Origin of the sequence: Streptomyces sp. CA-181903, assembly GCF_050937075.1 — a bacterium.
Taxonomy (GTDB): Bacteria; Actinomycetota; Actinomycetes; order Streptomycetales; family Streptomycetaceae; genus Streptomyces.
Genome location: NZ_JBNJLY010000001.1, coordinates 1,249,138 through 1,266,388, shown reverse-complemented (window position 1 = coordinate 1,266,388; position 17,251 = coordinate 1,249,138). Strand labels below are relative to the sequence as shown.

The window sequence follows — 17,251 nt, the reverse complement described above, 5'->3', positions numbered from 1 at the left end:
GTGCGGTGGACGCCGGAGGGCCGCGTGCCCAGCGTAACGGTGCGGACCGTCGCCTGTCGCAGCAGATGGGAAAGCCGCCCGCTCCGGAACGAGTTGGAGTGGGCGGCTTGTGAACTATGCGCCGTTCTGCTGCTGTTCGCGTACGCGGTCGGCGAGCTGCGGGGGCATCGGCTCGTGCCGGGCGTACGAGCGGCTGAACCGGCCCGTGCCGTGCGACAGCGAGCGCAGGTCCACCGCGTACCGGCCGATCTCCAGCTCGGGCACCTCCGCGCGGATCCGTGTCCGGCCGCCCGGCGACTGCTCGGTGCCCACCACCCGGCCGCGCCGCCCGGACAGGTCGCTCATGACCGGGCCCACGAACTCGTCCGCGACCAGCACCCGTACCTCCGCCACCGGTTCCAGCAGGTGCACCCGGGCCGCGGCGGCGGCCTCGCGGAGGGCGAGGGCGCCGGCCGTCTGGAACGCCGCGTCGGACGAGTCCACCGAGTGCGCCTTGCCGTCGAGGAGGGTGACCCGGACGTCCACCAGCGGGCAGCCGGCGACGACCCCCTTCGCCGCCTGCGTCCGCACCCCCTTCTCCACGGAGGGGATGAACTGCCGCGGCACCGCGCCGCCGACCACCTTGTCCACGAACTCGATGCCCGAACCGCCCGGCAGCGGCTCCACCTCGATCTCGCAGATCGCGAACTGGCCGTGGCCGCCCGACTGCTTGACGTGCCGGCCGCGCCCGGCCGCCTTCCCGCCGAACGTCTCCCGCAGCTCCACCCGGTGCGGCACCACGTCGACCCGGACGCCGTAGCGGGAGCGCAGCCGCTCCAGCGCCACGTCCCGGTGGGCCTCGCCGAGGCACCAGAGGACGACCTGGTGGGTGTGGCGGTTGTGCTCCAGCCGCATCGTGGGGTCCTCGGCGACCAGCCGGGACAGGCCCTGCGACAGCTTGTCCTCGTCCGCCTTGCTGTGCGCCTGGATGGCCACCGGCAGCAGCGGGTCGGGCATGAGCCAGGGCTCCATGCGCAGCGGCCGGGCGGGGGAGGAGAGGGTGTCGCCGGTCTCGGCCCGGGCCAGCTTGGCGACGCAGGCGATGTCGCCGGCGACGGCCTGGGGGAGCGGGCGCTGCTGCTTGCCGAACGGGGACGAGAGGGCGCCGACCCGCTCGTCCGCCTCGTGGTCCTCGTGCCCCCGGTCCGCGAGGCCGTGGCCGGAGACGTGCACGGTCTCGTCGGGGCGCAGGGTGCCCGAGAAGACGCGGACGAGCGAGATCCGGCCGACATAGGGGTCGGAGGCCGTCCTGATCACCTCGGCCGCGAGCGGACCGGCCGGGTCACAGGTCAGCGCGGGCAGCGGGGCGCCGTCGAGCCCGGTGACCGCCGGGATCTCGCGCTCGGCCGGAGTGGGGAAGCCGCCGGTGACCAGCTCCAGCAGCTCCACCGTGCCCAGCCCCTGACGGGCGCCGTCCACGGCCGGGCGGCGGGCAGCACGGGGTGGAACGAGCCGCGCGCCACCGCCCGTTCCAGGTCCTCGATCAGGGTCTTGACGTCGATGTCCTCGCCGCCGAGGTAGCGGTCCATGAGGGTCTCGTCCTCGCTCTCGGCGATGATCCCCTCGATGAGCCGGTTGCGGGCCTCCTCCAGCACCGGCAGCAGGTCCGGGCCGGGTTCCGTCTCGGCGCGCTCGCCGGCCGCGTAGTCGAAGACGCGGCGGGACAGCAGGCCGGTCAGGCCGGTGACGGGCCGGTGCCCGTCGGGGCCCTCGGGGCCGTGCACCGGGAGGTAGAGCGGCAGCACGCTCTCGGGGGAGTCGCCGCCGAAGACGGCGCGGCAGGTCTCCGTCATGGCGCCGAAGTCCGCCCGCGCCGCCTCCAGGTGCGTCACCACGATCGCGCGCGGCATGCCCACGGCCGCGCACTCCTCCCACAGGGCACGGGTGGCGCCGGAGACGCCCTCGCCGCCCTCCGCCGCCGACACGACGAACAGCGCGGCGTCGGCCGCCCGCAGCCCGGCCCGCAGCTCCCCGACGAAGTCGGCGTAGCCCGGGGTGTCCAACAGGTTGATCCTGATGCCCGACCACTCCACCGGGACCACCGACAACTGCACCGAGCGCTGCTGGCGGTGCTCTATCTCGTCGTAGTCGGAGAGGGCGGCGCCGTCCTCGACCCGGCCCGCGCGGGTGACCGCGCCGGTGGCCAGGGCCAGTGCCTCCACGAGGGTCGTCTTGCCGGAACCGCTGTGGCCGACCAGCACCACGTTGCGTAGGTCGCCGGGCCGGTCGGCCGCCGCTGCTCTGCCGGCGGCCCCGGGGTGACCGGTGTGGTTCGTCTTCTCGCCCATGTGCCTCGCCTTCCGGTTGACACCTTGCGATCCTTCGAGCTTTCCACCGTGGTCACGCTGCGTCCATACGTCGCACACGGTGGCGCGACCGCCCGCCCCGGCGCGCGCCGCCGTCGGCGCTCCCCGGGGGAGCGCGCCCATTCGGGTGGCGCGCCCCGGTCGCGGCGGGCGGCGTCGGGCGGCGGGGGTGGCGGGGGCGCGCGCCGGGGCGGGGGGAGCGGCCGGGGCGGGGGCCGGGCGCCGGCGGAGTGATCCGTGCCATGGCCGAGGTGCCCGACGCGGGCGCGGCGGGCGCGCGCGGCCTGGCTACGATGGGCCAGCCGGTGGCCCTTCGGCCACCGGCCCGCACACGACCCTCCGGGAAGGCCATGCTGAACAAGTACGCGCGTGCGTTCTTCACGCGTGTTCTCACGCCGTTCGCCGCCCTGCTCATCCGCCTCGGCGTCAGTCCCGACGCGGTGACCCTCATCGGTACCGGTGGTGTGGTGGCGGGAGCGCTGGTCTTCTACCCCCAGGGCGAGTTCTTCTGGGGCACGGTCACCATCACCCTCTTCGTCTTCTCCGACCTGGTCGACGGGAACATGGCGCGGCAGCTCGGCCGCTCCAGCCGGTGGGGGGCGTTCCTCGACTCCACGCTGGACCGGGTGGCCGACGCGGCCATTTTCGGCGGCCTCGCCCTGTGGTACGCGACCTATGAGGGGCACAGCATCCTGCTGTGCGCGGTGTCGATCTTCTGCCTCGCCAGCGGCCAGGTGGTGTCGTACACCAAGGCGCGCGGGGAGAGCATCGGCCTCCCGGTGAAGGTCAACGGCCTGGTCGAGCGTGCGGAGCGGCTGGTCATCTCGCTGGTGGCGTGCGGGCTCTCCGGGCTGCACAAGTTCGGCGTCCCCGGCATCCAGGTACTGCTGCCGATCGCGTTGTGGATCGTGGCCGCGGGCAGCCTCGTGACACTGATCCAGCGCGTGGTGACCGTCCGCCGCGAGGCGGCCGAAGCGGACGCCGCGCTGCCGGTGGGAGGGGGAGAGGCCGGGTGAAGGACCAGCTGACGGACGCCCTGTACGGGCTGGGGTGGGGTGCCGTCAAGCGGCTCCCGGAACCGGTGGCGGCGCGGCTGGGCCGTGAGATCGCCGACGTCGCCTGGCGGCGCCGGGGCAAGGGGGTGCTGCGGCTGGAGGCCAACCTCGCCCGGGTCGTCCCCGACGCCTCGCCCGCCCGCCTCGCCCGGCTCTCCCGGGAGGGCATGCGCTCCTACATGCGCTACTGGATGGAGTCCTTCCGGCTGCCGGCCTGGAGCCGCGAGCGGGTCCGCGCCGGCTTCGCGCCCGAGGGCCTGGAGCACCTGGAGAAGGCACTGGCCGCCGGGCGCGGCGTGGTCCTGGCCCTGCCCCACATGGGCAACTACGACCTGGCGGGCGCCTGGGTCACCACCCGGCTGGGCGTCCCCTTCACCACCGTCGCCGAACGGCTGAAGCCGGAGTCGCTCTACGACCGGTTCGTGGCCTACCGCGAGGGCCTGGGCATGGAGGTCCTCCCGCACGCCGGGGGCACCGCCTTCGGCGTCCTCTCCCGCCGGCTGCGGGCCGGCGGGCTGGTCTGCCTGGTCGCCGACCGCGACCTGTCCGCCCACGGCATAGAGGTCTCCTTCTTCGGCGAGGCCGCCAAGATGCCCGGCGGCCCGGCCCGGCTGGCCGTCCAGACCGGCGCCGTCCTGCTGCCGGTCACCCTCTGGTACGACCGCTCCCCGGTGCTCCAGGGGCGGGTGCACCCGCCCGTCGAGGTCCCGGAGACCGGCACCCGCCCGGAGAAGGCCGCCGTCATGACCCAGGCCCTGGCCGACGCGTTCGCCTCCGGCATCGCCGAGCACCCACAGGACTGGCACATGCTCCAGCGCCTCTGGCTCGCCGACCTGGCCCCGGCGGGCGGCGGCGCGCGCGTCGGCGGCGGGTCGGGTGCGGACGCCGGCCCCGGGACGGAGGCGTCGTGAGGATCGGGATCGTCTGCCCCTACTCGTGGGACGTGCCCGGCGGCGTGCAGTTCCACATCCGCGACCTCGCCGAGCACCTCATCCGGTGCGGGCACGAGGTCTCCGTCCTGGCCCCGGCGGACGACGGGACGCCGCTGCCGCCGTTCGTGGTCTCCGCCGGCCGGGCCGTTCCCGTCCCCTACAACGGCTCGGTGGCCCGGCTCAACTTCGGTTTCCTCTCCGCCGCCCGGGTGCGCCGCTGGCTCCACGACGGCGACTTCGACGTCATCCACATCCACGAACCCACCTCTCCCTCGCTGGGACTGCTGGCCTGCTGGGCCGCCCAGGGGCCCATCGTCGCCACCTTCCACACCTCCAACCCCCGCTCCCGGGCGATGATCGCCGCCTATCCGATCCTCCAGCCCGCCCTGGAGAAGATCAGCGCGCGCATCGCCGTGAGCGAGTACGCCCGCAGGACCCTGGTCGAGCACCTGGGCGGGGACGCGGTCGTCATCCCCAACGGCGTCGACGTCGACTTCTTCGCCCGCGCCGAGCCGCGCCCGGAGTGGACCGGCGTGGGCACGGGTGCGGGCACCGGTGCCCACGGCAGCACCGGCGAGGACGGGCGTACGGGCGTGCTCCCGGCTCCCGGCACTCCTCCGGCTTCCGTCGCGCCCCCGATTCCCGGTGCGGCGGCGCCTGGCGATGACGCCGGGCCTTCCATCCCGGAGCCGGGGGCGCCGCTGTCGGCCGCGGTCCTGTCCGGCGAACCGGATTCCGGTGCCCGAGGGACCGGCGGACCGGGTCCGCGCCCCCTCCCCGACGCTCCGTCCCCCGATCCCGGCCGCCCGGCGACGATCGGCTTCATCGGCCGGATCGACGAGCCCCGCAAGGGCCTGCCCGTCCTGATGCGTGCCCTGCCGAAGATCCTCGCCGAACGCCCCGGCACCCGGCTGCTGGTGGCCGGCCGCGGGGACGAGGAGGAGGCCGTCGCCGCCCTGCCCTCCGAGGCGCGGGACGCCGTCGAGTTCCTCGGCATGATCAGCGACGAGGACAAGGCCCGGCTGCTCCGCAGTGTCGACCTCTACGTGGCCCCCAACACCGGGGGCGAGTCCTTCGGCATCATCCTCGTCGAGGCCATGTCCGCCGGTGCTCCCGTGCTCGCCAGCGACCTGGACGCCTTCGCCCAGGTCCTCGACCGGGGCGCCGCGGGCGAGTTGTTCGCCAACGAGGACGCGGACGCGCTGGCCGCCGCGGCCGTCCGTCTCCTCGCCGACCCCGCCCGCCGGGCGGAGCTGAGCGAGCGGGGCAGCCGGCACGTCCGGCGCTTCGACTGGTCGACCGTCGGCGCCGACATCCTCGCCGTCTACGAAACGGTCACCACCGGAGCGGCCTCCGTGGCCACGGACGAACGGACCGGCCTGCGAGCCCGGCTGGGCCTCGCCCGGGACTGACACCGGGCCGGGCCGTGCGGCCCGGTATCCGGCGCCCCCGGGCCCAGGTCCCGTCCGCTCCAGGCTTCAGGGCCCGGAGCGGGGCCCGATCTCGCCTCTCCTCACTTCCCGCACTCCGATCCCCTGTCCGGTTCTCGGGCCCCGGGCCCGCTCTTCGCCACCGGCCGGGCGCCGACGTGCCCTCTCCCGACGGCGCCGAGGGCTGGAACACACTCCCGCGCCGGCCGGCACCCGGTCTCGGAGCCGAACCCCCGTACCGGCTCCGGGACTCGGGGCCGCCGCCGAGCTCCACAGCCCGGCGAGGCTCCGGCCTTCCGTCCCGGTCCTGAACACCCGGCCGTCGGCCTCGGCGGCTTCGCCACCGTTCGGTTCCGCGTCCGCCGGCCCGGCGGACGCGGAACCGAACGGCGAGCTCCCCGGACTTCCCGGCTCAGCGTGCCTGAGCGCCCGTTGGCCCTCGGTTCACACCGGGTCCGGGGCCCGATCCCGTATCTCCGCCTCCTCCGCCCCCGCCGGCTCCCGGAAGCCGAACAGCGGTATTCCGTGCCGGTCGCGGAACCGTCGGCTGCGGCGGATGCTGAGGACCGCCACCGCGCCCACGACGGCCAGTGACTGGACGCGGCCCAGCAGCGGTACCGCGTCGACGGGCAGGACCAGCGCCTCCGTCGTGCTCAGCAGCGCGTCGAGCAGTTCCGCGGCGGCCCACAGCAGAGTGAGTGACCGCAGTGCCTGCCGGAAGGCGGGGGACTCCCGCCAGTACCGCTCCGCCCGCTCGGCCGCCGCGCCCGAGCGGAACTGGGTGCCGAACTGGAAGGCGAACGGCCGGGCGGCCCACAGCGTCGCTCCCATGCCCAGCCCGAGGGCCGCCGGGAGTGCCGCGTCCTTCAGCAGCAGCACCCGCGGATCCCCGCTGACCAGCGAGGTCGCCGCGGATATCACCAGCAGGCCGATCACCAGCAGGTCGAGGTATCCGACCCGGTGGTCCCTGAGAGCCGCCCGCACGGAGTGCGCGACCGGCGGAAGGCTGCTGAGCAGCAACGCCTGCCACACGGGCGCTCCTTGGGCGCGGAGCACGTAATACAGCACCAGCGGGAGGACGATGACGACGAGCGGTGTGGTGAGCAGGGCGCGCCTGGCGCGCGGAACGTGCGGTCGCATGGGACGACCCCCTAGCCTCGACGGTTTCCCCGGGAGTGGTGGAACCCCGCCCCGCGGGCCGGAGTTCTGCCACTCACGACGCTAGGCGCGGGCCGGGTGGAGACGGATCGGAGCACGGGTCGATTCCTCCGAAACCCGTCTCCACCCCTCGTCCACCCACGGGTGGAGAGGCCGCCCGGGGAGCCGGGGGAGGGTGGCCGTCGACCGCCGCCCGGGCGGGTACTGTGACCCGGCGTGACGGATTCTCTCTGGATCTTCGTGTGGACGGTGGCCGCCCTGGTCCTCGTCGGCATCCACCTCAGCTGGACCGCCGGCCGCCTGGACCGGCTGCACAGCCGCATCGACGCGGCGCGCGCGGCCCTGGACGCCCAACTGCTGCGCCGCGCCTCGGTCGCCCAGGAGCTCGCCACCGCCGGGGTCCTCGACCCGGCCGCGTCGATCGTCCTCTACCAGGCCGCGCACGCGGCCCGGCAGGCGGAGGAGGAGCAGCGGGAGGTCGCCGAGAGCGAGCTGAGCCAGGCACTGCGCGCGGTCTTCGCCGAGACCGCGCAGACGACGGCCGTCCGCGAGGCGCCGGGCGGGGAGGAGTCCCTGGTGGAGCTCGACCAGGCGGTCCGCCGGGTGCCGATGGCCCGCCGCTTCCACAACGACGCGGTCCGCGCCGCCCGGGCCGTGCGCCGGCACCGGGTGGTGCGCTGGTTCCGGCTGGCCGGCCACGCCCCCTTCCCGCTGGCCTTCGAGATGGACGACGAGCCGCCCGCGGCCCTCGTGGACCGGCCGGGCGGCTGACGGCCGGGCGGGACGGCGCCGGCCCGGACCCCGTACCGGCGCCGCCGAACGGGCCACCCTCCACCCGGCACAAGCCACCCACCCGAAATTGGCTCTTTCACCCCACCGCCCGGACGGCTTTGATGACGCTGCAGTATCAACGCCCCGGATAGTGAGGTCGCATCGTGTCCACCACCAGCACGTCCCCCAACCCCGAGACCGGCACCGCGCGCGTCAAGCGCGGCATGGCCGAGCAGCTCAAGGGCGGCGTGATCATGGACGTCGTCAACGCCGAGCAGGCGAAGATCGCCGAGGACGCGGGCGCGGTCGCGGTGATGGCCCTGGAGCGGGTCCCGGCCGACATCCGCAAGGACGGCGGCGTGGCCCGGATGTCCGACCCGAACATGATCGAAGAGATCATCGGCGCCGTCTCCATCCCCGTGATGGCCAAGTCGCGCATCGGCCACTTCGTCGAGGCCCAGGTCCTCCAGTCGCTCGGTGTCGACTACATCGACGAGTCCGAGGTCCTGACCCCGGCCGACGAGGTCAACCACAGCGACAAGTGGGCCTTCACCACCCCGTTCGTCTGCGGTGCCACCAACCTGGGCGAGGCCCTGCGCCGCATCGCCGAGGGCGCGGCCATGATCCGTTCCAAGGGCGAGGCCGGCACCGGCAACGTCGTCGAGGCCGTCCGCCACCTGCGCCAGATCAAGAACGAGATCGGCAAGCTGCGCGCCCTCGACAACAACGAGCTCTTCGCCGCCGCCAAGGAGCTGCGCGCCCCCTACGAGCTGGTCAAGGAGGTCGCCGAGCTGGGCAAGCTGCCGGTCGTGCTGTTCTCCGCCGGTGGCGTCGCCACCCCGGCCGACGCCGCGCTGATGCGCCAGCTCGGTGCCGAGGGCGTCTTCGTCGGCTCCGGCATCTTCAAGTCCGGCGACCCGGCCAAGCGCGCCGCGGCCATCGTGAAGGCCACCACCTTCTACGACGACCCGAAGGTCATCGCGGACGCCTCCCGCAATCTGGGCGAGGCCATGGTCGGCATCAACTGCGACACCCTCCCCGAGGCCGAGCGGTACGCCAACCGCGGCTGGTAGTCCCCGCAGTCCCCGGTGGGCGGCCCGCGGCACAGGCGCGGGCCGCCCACCGGCCCGTACGACCGAGAGGCAGGACGACCGTGTCCACTCCCACCACCGGTTCCACCCCCTTGTGGGTGTCCTCGCCCTCCAGGGCGACGTCCGCGAGCACCTCGTGGCCCTGGCGGCCGCCGACGCGACGGCCCGTCCGGTCCGCCGTCCCGAGGAGCTCGCCGAGGTCGACGGCCTGGTGATACCCGGCGGCGAGTCCACCACCATGTCCAAACTGGCCGTGGCCTTCGGCATGCTGGAGCCGCTCCGCGAGCGGGTGCGGTCCGGGATGCCGGTCTACGGCACCTGCGCCGGCATGATCATGCTCGCCGACAAGATCCTGGACGGCCGTGAGGACCAGGAGACCCTCGGCGGCATCGACATGATCGTGCGCCGCAACGCCTTCGGCCGCCAGAACGAGTCGTTCGAGGCGTCGGTCGGGATGACCGGTGTGCCGGGCGGCCCGGTCGAAGGCGTCTTCATCCGGGCGCCCTGGGTCGAGTCCACCGGGGCGCACGTCGACGTCCTGGCCGTGCACGACGGCCACACGGTGGCCGTGCGCCAGGGGAACGTGCTCGCCACGTCCTTCCACCCGGAGCTGACCGGAGACCACCGGGTGCACGCCCTTTTCGTGGACATGGTCCGCGCCGCGCGGCACTGAGATCCCGGTAGGATCTCTGTCGTTCGTTCAGTATGGGTTACGCGAAGGAGACAGGCGGATGTCCGGCCACTCTAAATGGGCTACGACGAAGCACAAGAAGGCCGTGATCGATGCCAAGCGCGGCAAGCTCTTCGCGAAGCTGATCAAGAACATCGAGGTCGCGGCCCGGATGGGCGGCGCCGACATCGATGGCAACCCGACGCTCTTCGACGCCATCCAGAAGGCGAAGAAGCAGTCGGTTCCGAACAAGAACATCGACTCCGCGGTCAAGCGCGGTGCCGGCCTGGAGGCCGGTGGCGCCGACTACGAGACGATCATGTACGAGGGCTACGGCCCCAACGGCGTGGCCGTCCTCATCGAGTGCCTCACCGACAACCGCAACCGCGCCGCCGGTGACGTCCGCGTCGCCATGACCCGCAACGGCGGCTCGATGGCCGACCCGGGCTCGGTCTCCTACCTCTTCAACCGCAAGGGCGTCGTGATCGTCCCCAAGGGCGAGCTGACCGAGGACGACGTCCTCGGCGCGGTCCTGGACGCGGGTGCCGAGGAGGTCAACGACCTCGGCGAGAACTTCGAGGTCCTCAGCGAGGCCACCGACCTGGTCGCGGTCCGCACCGCGCTCCAGGAGGCGGGCATCGACTACGACTCCGCCGAGGCCAACTTCGTCCCCACCATGCAGGTGCAGCTGGACGAGGAGGGCGCGCGCAAGATCTTCAAGCTGATCGACGCCCTGGAGGACAGCGACGACGTGCAGAACGTCTTCGCCAACTTCGACGTCTCCGACGACGTCATGGCGAAGGTCGACGCCTGATTCCGGCGGACGCCTGATTCCGGCGGACGCCAGATCCTGGCGGGCGTCTGCCCCCCGGCGGCGCCTGATCCTTGGCGGACGCCTGGCTTCCGGCAGGCGCGTGATCTTCAACGGGCGCTTGGCGCACGGCAGTCGAGCGGCCGTCGACGGGCCGACGGGACACCTCCCGTCGGCCCGTCGCGCTGTCGGTCCGGGGCGTTGTCAGTGCCGCCCGGTAGCCTGCCGGAACAGTTGACCGAAGGAGGGGCGCGGTGCGCGTGCTGGGGGTGGACCCGGGGCTGACACGGTGCGGTGTCGGCGTCGTCGAGGGCACGGCGGGACGCCCGCTGCGCATGCTGGGCGTCGGCGTCGTCCGGACGCCCGCCGAGGCGGACACCGCCGAGCGGCTGGTGCTCGTGGAGCGCGGCATAGAGGAGTGGCTGGACGAGCACCGGCCCGAGTACGTCGCCGTCGAGCGGGTGTTCAGCCAGCACAATGTGCGCACGGTCATGGGCACGGCCCAGGCCAGCGCCGTCGCCATGCTGTGCGCCGCCCGCCGCGGGCTGCCCGTCGCCCTGCACACCCCCAGCGAGGTCAAGGCGGCCGTCACCGGCTCGGGACGGGCCGACAAGGCGCAGGTCGGCTCCATGGTCACCCGGCTGCTCCGGCTCGACGCGCCCCCAAGCCGGCCGACGCCGCCGACGCGCTCGCCCTCGCCATCTGCCACATCTGGCGGGCCCCGGCCACGGGCCGCCTCCAGCAGGCGGTCGCCGCCCACCGCCGCACCACCGCTCCCGTACGCCTCCCGAAGGGCACCCGATGATCGCCTTCGTCTCCGGCCCCGTCGCCGCCCTCGCCCCGGACACCGCCGTAGTCGAGGTCGGCGGCGTCGGCATGGCCGTCCAGTGCACGCCCACCACGCTCTCCACGCTGCGCGTGGGGGAGCCGGCCCGGCTGGCCACCTCCCTCGTCGTCCGCGAGGACTCCCTGACCCTCTACGGCTTCGCCGACGACGACGAGCGCCAGACCTTCGAGCTGCTGCAGACCGCCAGCGGCGTCGGCCCGCGGCTCGCCCAGGCCATGCTGGCCGTGCACTCCCCGGACGCGCTGCGGCGCGCGTTCGCCGCGGGTGACGAGAAGGCGCTCACCGCCGTGCCGGGCATCGGCAAGAAGGGGGCGCAGAAGCTGCTGCTGGAGCTCAAGGACCGGCTGGGGGCGCCGGTCGGGTCCGCGCCGGCCGCCGCCGCTCCCTCGGCCCCCGCCGGCTGGCAGGAGCAGCTGCACGCCGCGCTCGTCGGGCTCGGGTACGCGCCGCGCGATGCGGAGGAGGCCGTTGAGGCCGTGGCGCCGCAGGCGGCGGCCGCGGGGGGTTCGCCGCAGGTCGGGCAGCTGTTGCGGGCCGCCTTGCAGACGCTGAACCGGGCTCGGTGAGCGGTGGGTTGTGCCCCGGCCCCGCCCTTTCACCGTTTCCCGAGGGGCTTCGCCCCCGGGCCCCCCGTACCGCGCTCCGCGCGGTGTCCTCAAACGCCGGACGGGCTGAAAACGCCCCCAATCGCTAGGTGCCACCGTGGACTTCGAACCCCCCGCCGGCGATCGGCTCGTCGGGGCCGTCGCCGACCATGACGACCAGGCCGTCGAAGCCGCCCTGCGGCCCAAGGACCTGGACGAGTTCGTCGGCCAGGAGCGGGTGCGCGAACAGCTCGACCTGGTGCTGAAGGCGGCCCGGCAGCGCGGCGCCACCGCCGACCACATCCTGCTCTCCGGCGCCCCCGGACTCGGCAAGACCACCCTCTCGATGATCATCGCCGCCGAGATGGGCGCCCCCATCCGCATCACCTCCGGCCCCGCGATCCAGCACGCGGGCGACCTCGCGGCGATCCTCTCCTCGCTCACCGAGGGCGAGGTCCTCTTCCTCGATGAGATCCACCGGATGTCCCGGCCCGCCGAGGAGATGCTGTACATGGCGATGGAGGACTTCCGCGTCGACGTCATCGTCGGCAAGGGCCCCGGCGCCACCGCCATCCCTCTGGAGCTGCCGCCTTTCACCCTGGTCGGCGCCACCACCCGCGCCGGCCTGCTGCCGCCCCCGCTGCGCGACCGCTTCGGTTTCACCGGGCACATGGAGTTCTACGCGGCCGCCGAGCTGGAGCGCGTCGTCCGGCGGTCCGCCGGGCTGCTCGACGTGACCGTGGAGGACGGCGGGGCGGCCGAGATCGCCGGGCGTTCGCGCGGCACGCCCCGGATCGCCAACCGGCTGCTGCGCCGGGTCCGCGACTACGCGCAGGTGAAGGCCGACGGCCTGATCACCCGGGAGATCGCGGCGCAGGCCCTGGAGGTGTACGAGGTGGACGCCCGCGGCCTGGACCGGCTGGACCGGGCCGTGCTCACCGCGCTCCTCAAGCTGTTCGGCGGCGGCCCGGTCGGCCTGTCCACGCTGGCCGTGGCCGTCGGAGAGGAGCGGGAGACCGTCGAGGAGGTCGCCGAGCCCTTCCTCGTCCGGGAGGGGCTGCTGGCCCGCACCCCCAGGGGCCGGATCGCGACGCCCGCCGCCTGGGAGCACCTGGGAATGGTGCCGCCGCAGGTCGCCGGGGGTGCGGGCGGGGTCGGCGAGGGCGGGCCCGGACAGCGTTCCCTGTTCACGGAGTGACGGCGCGGGGGCTGGTCCGGCCAGGAACCGGGGTGCCATGCTGGGCGTTGTTCCATTGGTGCGGACTCGCTTAGACTCCGCCGATGCCGTCCGTATGGCGCGGCATACCACCCCCGTAGACCAGGCCGCATCCCCAAGCGGTCGTGTGAAGGAATTCCCGTCCCGTGAATATCGTGACTCTCCTGCCGTTCATCGTGCTCATCGGGGCCATGTTCCTGATGACCCGGTCGGCCAAGAACAAGCAGCGCCAGGCTGCGCAGATGCGCGACCACATGCAGCCGGGCACCGGTGTGCGGACGATCGGCGGCATGTACGCCACCGTCAAGGAGGTCAGCGAGGACTCGGTCCTCCTGGAGGTCGCCCCGGGCGTTCACGCGATCTACGCGAAGAACGCCATCGGTGCCGTCCTGCCGGACGACGAGTACAACCGCATCATCCACGGCATCGAGGGGTCCGACGACGACGCCCCGGTCGTCCCGGACGACCTCTCGTCCCTCACCGAGGGTGACGACGCCGCCGAGAAGGCCGGCGAGAAGAAGATCGACCTCGGCAAGGACACCGCCGGTGACGCCTCCGCGAAGGCCGATGCTCCCGCGAAGGCCGACGCCGTCGCCGAGGACGAGGCCGTGACGGCGGAGAAGCCCGCGGACGCCGCCAAGGCGGAGCCCAAGGCCGAGCCGAAGGACGGCAAGCGGGACGGCGGCTCCGACGCGAAGTAGCCCCACCCCGAACCGCGACGTGCCCACCGCTCGGTGCGTCGCGGTTCGCTGACGGTCTAGGCTCCGGCGGGGGGCAGGTCCCCACAAACTTCGTGGCCGCCCGGCGAACACCCGACGCCGGGCGGTTGGACAGGGAGAAACGACAAGGTGGCAGCACCGAAGAAGGGCCGCAGGTCCCCGGGCGGCCAGGGCAGGCCGGGCAGAGTCCTGGCCTTCATCCTGATCGCCATGGTGGCGCTCGTCGGGGGAATGTTCGCCTCCGGGCAGACCACCCCCCGCCTGGGCATCGACCTGGCGGGGGGCACGAGCTTCACGCTCGAGGCGAAGAACCAGCCGGGCCAGCCCAACGCGATCACCACGACCAACATGAACACGGCCGCGGGCATCATCGAGCGGCGTGTCAACGGTCTCGGCGTGACCGAGTCCGAGGTCCAGACGCAGGGCAAGAAGCACATCATCGTGAACATCCCCAAGGGGACGAACGCGAAGCAGGCCCGTGAGCAGGTCGGCACCACCGCCCAGCTCGCCTTCCGCCCGGTGCTGGTCGCCGCGCCCGCCGGCAAGCTGCCCGAGCCCACGCCGAGCGCGTCCTCCGGGACCGGCAAGGACAAGGGCGACAAGAGCAAGGACAAGGCGAAGGACGCCGAGAAGGACAAGAAGGGCAAGCCCTCCGGCACGCCCACCGCGTCCGCCCCCGGCTCCTCGGCCACCCCGTCCGGGTCCCACAGCCAGGGCCGCGCCGTCACGGAGGCCCTGAAGGCCCCGCAGGCGCCCAAGCCGCCCACGCCGTCCCCCAAGCCCTCGGGCGGCCCCTCCAACGATCTGCAGAAGCAGTTCGCCGCCCTGGACTGCTCCACCAAGGAAGCACGCTCCCAGGCGGCGAAGAAGGCCGGCCTCGCCAAGCCCGAGGACGACATCGTCGTCTGTGACAAGGACGGCCAGGAGAAGCTGCTTCTCGGTCCGGTCGCGGTCAAGGGCGTGGACGTCACCGACGCCAAGGCCGCCCTCGACACCCAGCGGGCCTCCGGCTGGCAGGTCCAGCTGAAGTTCAACGGCAGCGGGTCCAAGAAGTTCGCCGACGTCACCGGCCAGCTCGCCGCCAAGCCCGAGCCGCAGAACCGGTTCGCGATCGTCCTTGACGGACAGTCGGTTTCCGCCCCCTCGGTGCGTGCAGCGATTCCGGGTGGCAGCGCCGAGATCAGCGGCAACTTCACCCAGTCCAGCGCGGACGACCTCGCCAACATCCTGTCCTACGGTGCCCTGCCGCTGTCGTTCGACATCGTCACGGAGACCACCGTCTCCGCCGCGCTCGGCGGCGAGCAGCTGCGCGCCGGCCTGATCGCCGGCGCCATCGGCCTCGCGCTCGTGGTCATCTACCTGGTGGTCTACTACCGCGGCCTCGCGCTCGTCGCGCTCGCCAGCCTCGCGGCCTCGGCGGTCCTGACGTACACGATCATGGTGTTGCTCGGCAAGGCCATCGGGTTCGCCCTGAATCTCCCCGCCGTCTGCGGTGCCATCGTGGCCATCGGCATCACCGCCGACTCGTTCATCGTCTACTTCGAACGGGTCAGGGACGAGATCCGCGACGGCCGCAGCCTGCGCCCCGCCGTGGAGCGCGGCTGGCCGCGCGCCCGCCGGACGATCCTGGTCTCCGACTTCGTGTCCTTCCTCGCCGCTGCGGTGCTCTTCATCGTCACCGTCGGCAAGGTCCAGGGCTTCGCGTTCACCCTCGGCCTGACCACGCTGCTGGACGTCGTCGTGGTCTTCCTGTTCACCAAGCCGCTGATGACGCTCCTCGCCCGCCGCAAGTTCTTCGCGAGCGGCCACCCCTGGTCCGGTCTCGACCCCAAGCGGCTCGGCGCCAAGCCGCCGCTGCGGGCCTCCCGCCGTCGTCCCTCCGCCCCTGTCGACCCGAAGGAGGCGTGAGATGTCACGACTCGGCAGCCTTGGCGCCCGGCTCTACCGAGGCGAGGTCGGTTACGACTTCGTCGCCAAGCGGAAGATCTGGTACGGCATCTCGATCCTCATCACCATCACGGCCATCGTCGGCCTGGCGGTGCGCGGCCTGAACATGGGCATCGAGTTCTCCGGCGGCGCGATCTTCAACACCACCGACAAGACATCGGTGTCGGTGCAGACCGTCAAGGAGACGGTGGAGACCGCCTCCGGCCACACCGCGATCGTCCAGAAGACCGGTGAGGGGAAGCTGCGCGTCCAGGTCAGCGAGCTGACCGCGGAGAAGTCGCGGACGACCCAGGAGGCCTTGGCCAAGAAGCTCGGCGTCCCCACCGACAAGATCAACACCGACATCGTCGGCCCCAGCTGGGGTGAGGAGATCGCCAACAAGGCCTGGACGGGCCTGGCGGTCTTCATGGTCCTGGTGGTGATCTACCTCGCCATCGCCTTCGAGTGGCGCATGGCGCTGGCCGCCCTCGTCGCCCTCATCCACGACCTCACCATCACCGTGGGCATCTACGCCCTCGTGGGCTTCGAGGTCACCCCGGGTACGGTGATCGGTCTGCTCACCATCCTCGGTTACTCGCTCTACGACACCGTCGTCGTCTTCGACGGCCTGAAGGAGAGCGCGAAGGACATCACCAAGCAGACCCGCTGGACGTACAGCGAGATCGCCAACCGCAGCCTCAACGGCACCCTGGTGCGCTCCATCAACACCACGGTCGTCGCCCTGCTGCCGGTCGCCGGTCTGCTGTTCATCGGCGGCGGCTTCCTGGGCGCGGGCATGCTGAACGACATCTCGCTCGCCCTGTTCGTCGGCCTCGCGGCCGGCGCCTACTCGTCGATCTTCATCGCAACCCCGCTGGTCGCCGACCTCAAGGAACGCGACCCGCAGATGAAGGCCCTCACCCGGCGCGTGCACGCCAAGCGTGCCGCGCAGGCCGCCAAGGCGGACTCGGCCCAGGACGAGCAGCCGCAGGACGCCGACGAGGCCGAGGACGAGCCGCAGGACGCCTCCCCGGCCGGTGTGGTCGGCCAGCGCCGGCAGCCGGCGAGCCGCAACCGCGGCGGACGCGGGGGGAAGCGCCGATGACCGCCTGGAGCGCCGAAGGCGCCGAGGAGGGCCTGCGCGAGCTGCTGCTCGCCCGCATCCACGACGTGCCGGACTACCCGAAGCCGGGCGTGGTGTTCAAGGACATCACCCCGCTGCTCGCCGACCCGGAGGCGTTCACCGCCCTCACCGAGGCGTTCGCCGAGCTGTGCGCCCGCTACCGGGCCGACAAGGTCGTCGGCCTGGAGGCCCGCGGCTTCATCCTGGCGGCCCCCGTGGCCGTCCGGGCCGGCGTCGGCTTCGTGCCCGTCCGCAAGGCCGGCAAGCTGCCCGGCGCGACCCTGTCGCAGGCGTACGAGCTGGAGTACGGCACGGCGGAGATCGAGATACACGCCGAGGCGTTCGCCCCCGGCGACCGCGTCCTGGTCATCGACGACGTGCTGGCCACGGGCGGCACCGCCGAGGCGTCGCTCCAGCTGATCCGCCGGGCCGGCGCCGAGCCCGTGGGCGTCGCCGTCCTGATGGAGCTGGGCTTCCTCCCCGGCCGCGAGCGGCTGGAGAAGGTGCTCGGCGAGGCGCCGGTGGACGCGCTGATCCGCGTCTGACCGGCAGGAACGGAAGGGAACGGGCCCC

The 17,251-nt window shown here is 73.0% G+C and carries 14 protein-coding genes and 2 pseudogenes; 14 read left to right on the top strand and 2 right to left on the bottom strand.

Annotated elements, in window-relative coordinates; all coding sequences use genetic code 11:
• Positions 1-114: 114 nt before the first annotated feature.
• Positions 115-2,327, bottom strand: a pseudogene (locus ACQEVS_RS05360) (elongation factor G-like protein EF-G2).
• Between the two features lie 311 nt (positions 2,328-2,638).
• Between ACQEVS_RS05360 and pgsA the strand changes: the two are divergent.
• Genes pgsA through ACQEVS_RS05345 form a run of 3 tightly spaced genes read left to right on the top strand, consistent with a single transcriptional unit; the run spans position 2,639 to position 5,744 of the window.
• On the top strand, positions 2,639-3,361 hold the full coding sequence (gene pgsA, locus ACQEVS_RS05355) for a phosphatidylinositol phosphate synthase (protein WP_433027287.1): 723 nt from the start codon (positions 2,639-2,641) through the stop codon (positions 3,359-3,361).
• Complete coding sequence (locus tag ACQEVS_RS05350) at positions 3,358-4,311, top strand: phosphatidylinositol mannoside acyltransferase (protein WP_433015897.1); 954 nt, start codon at positions 3,358-3,360, stop codon at positions 4,309-4,311. The genes pgsA and ACQEVS_RS05350 overlap by 4 nt, the downstream gene beginning before the upstream one ends.
• Positions 4,308-5,744 (top strand): glycosyltransferase family 4 protein, encoded by a 1,437-nt coding sequence (locus tag ACQEVS_RS05345; protein WP_433015894.1) that lies wholly within the window; start codon positions 4,308-4,310, stop codon positions 5,742-5,744. The genes ACQEVS_RS05350 and ACQEVS_RS05345 overlap by 4 nt, the downstream gene beginning before the upstream one ends.
• A gap of 462 nt (positions 5,745-6,206) precedes the next feature.
• On the opposite strand, the gene ACQEVS_RS05340 is transcribed toward ACQEVS_RS05345, so the two are convergent.
• Positions 6,207-6,902 carry a VC0807 family protein gene (locus ACQEVS_RS05340; protein WP_433015891.1) on the bottom strand — a complete coding sequence of 232 codons (696 nt, stop codon included), beginning with the start codon at positions 6,900-6,902 and terminating at the stop codon, positions 6,207-6,209.
• A gap of 234 nt (positions 6,903-7,136) precedes the next feature.
• Here ACQEVS_RS05340 and ACQEVS_RS05335 point away from each other — a divergent pair, with 234 nt between their 5' ends.
• The 11 genes and pseudogenes from ACQEVS_RS05335 (at position 7,137) to ACQEVS_RS05285 (ending at position 17,223) form a co-directional block, all read left to right on the top strand.
• On the top strand, positions 7,137-7,691 hold the full coding sequence (locus tag ACQEVS_RS05335) for a hypothetical protein (protein ID WP_433015888.1): 555 nt from the start codon (positions 7,137-7,139) through the stop codon (positions 7,689-7,691).
• Between the two features lie 164 nt (positions 7,692-7,855).
• Positions 7,856-8,764, top strand: coding sequence for a pyridoxal 5'-phosphate synthase lyase subunit PdxS (gene pdxS / locus ACQEVS_RS05330; protein ID WP_004942331.1), 909 nt, complete (start codon positions 7,856-7,858; stop codon positions 8,762-8,764).
• Positions 8,765-8,876: 112 nt separating this feature from the next.
• Positions 8,877-9,455, top strand: a complete 579-nt coding sequence (gene pdxT, locus ACQEVS_RS05325) for a pyridoxal 5'-phosphate synthase glutaminase subunit PdxT (protein ID WP_433015885.1) — start codon at positions 8,877-8,879, stop codon at positions 9,453-9,455.
• A 58-nt stretch (positions 9,456-9,513) separates the two neighbouring features.
• Positions 9,514-10,266, top strand: coding sequence for a YebC/PmpR family DNA-binding transcriptional regulator (locus tag ACQEVS_RS05320; protein WP_433015882.1), 753 nt, complete (start codon positions 9,514-9,516; stop codon positions 10,264-10,266).
• 251 nt (positions 10,267-10,517) lie between these two features.
• A pseudogene (gene ruvC, locus ACQEVS_RS05315) lies at positions 10,518-11,068 on the top strand (crossover junction endodeoxyribonuclease RuvC).
• Positions 11,065-11,676, top strand: coding sequence for a Holliday junction branch migration protein RuvA (gene ruvA / locus ACQEVS_RS05310; protein WP_433015879.1), 612 nt, complete (start codon positions 11,065-11,067; stop codon positions 11,674-11,676). The pseudogene ruvC and the gene ruvA overlap by 4 nt, the downstream one beginning before the upstream one ends.
• 136 nt (positions 11,677-11,812) lie before the next feature.
• Positions 11,813-12,892 (top strand): Holliday junction branch migration DNA helicase RuvB, encoded by a 1,080-nt coding sequence (gene ruvB, locus ACQEVS_RS05305; protein WP_433015876.1) that lies wholly within the window; start codon positions 11,813-11,815, stop codon positions 12,890-12,892.
• A 164-nt stretch (positions 12,893-13,056) separates the two neighbouring features.
• The gene (gene yajC, locus ACQEVS_RS05300; protein ID WP_433015873.1) at positions 13,057-13,611 is read left to right on the top strand and encodes a preprotein translocase subunit YajC; all 555 of its coding nucleotides are present in this window, start codon (positions 13,057-13,059) and stop codon (positions 13,609-13,611) included.
• A gap of 147 nt (positions 13,612-13,758) precedes the next feature.
• Positions 13,759-15,537: a protein translocase subunit SecD gene (gene secD / locus ACQEVS_RS05295; protein ID WP_433015870.1), complete on the top strand. Its 1,779-nt coding sequence runs from the start codon at positions 13,759-13,761 to the stop codon at positions 15,535-15,537.
• Position 15,538: 1 nt separating this feature from the next.
• Positions 15,539-16,660 (top strand): protein translocase subunit SecF, encoded by a 1,122-nt coding sequence (secF, locus tag ACQEVS_RS05290; RefSeq protein WP_433015867.1) that lies wholly within the window; start codon positions 15,539-15,541, stop codon positions 16,658-16,660.
• A complete protein-coding gene (locus ACQEVS_RS05285) occupies positions 16,657-17,223 on the top strand; it encodes an adenine phosphoribosyltransferase (RefSeq protein ID WP_433015864.1) in 567 nt (188 codons plus the stop codon). The genes secF and ACQEVS_RS05285 overlap by 4 nt, the downstream gene beginning before the upstream one ends.
• Positions 17,224-17,251 lie beyond the last annotated feature (28 nt).

Coding starts and splice junctions, on each gene's coding strand:
- secF (WP_433015867.1), top strand. CDS start 15,539: ATGTCACGACTCGGCAGCCTTGGCGCCCGGCTCTACCGAGGCGAGGTC.
- pgsA (WP_433027287.1), top strand. CDS start 2,639: ATGGGCCAGCCGGTGGCCCTTCGGCCACCGGCCCGCACACGACCCTCC.
- ACQEVS_RS05340 (WP_433015891.1), bottom strand. CDS start 6,902: ATGCGACCGCACGTTCCGCGCGCCAGGCGCGCCCTGCTCACCACACCG.
- ACQEVS_RS05285 (WP_433015864.1), top strand. CDS start 16,657: ATGACCGCCTGGAGCGCCGAAGGCGCCGAGGAGGGCCTGCGCGAGCTG.
- ruvA (WP_433015879.1), top strand. CDS start 11,065: ATGATCGCCTTCGTCTCCGGCCCCGTCGCCGCCCTCGCCCCGGACACC.
- ACQEVS_RS05320 (WP_433015882.1), top strand. CDS start 9,514: ATGTCCGGCCACTCTAAATGGGCTACGACGAAGCACAAGAAGGCCGTG.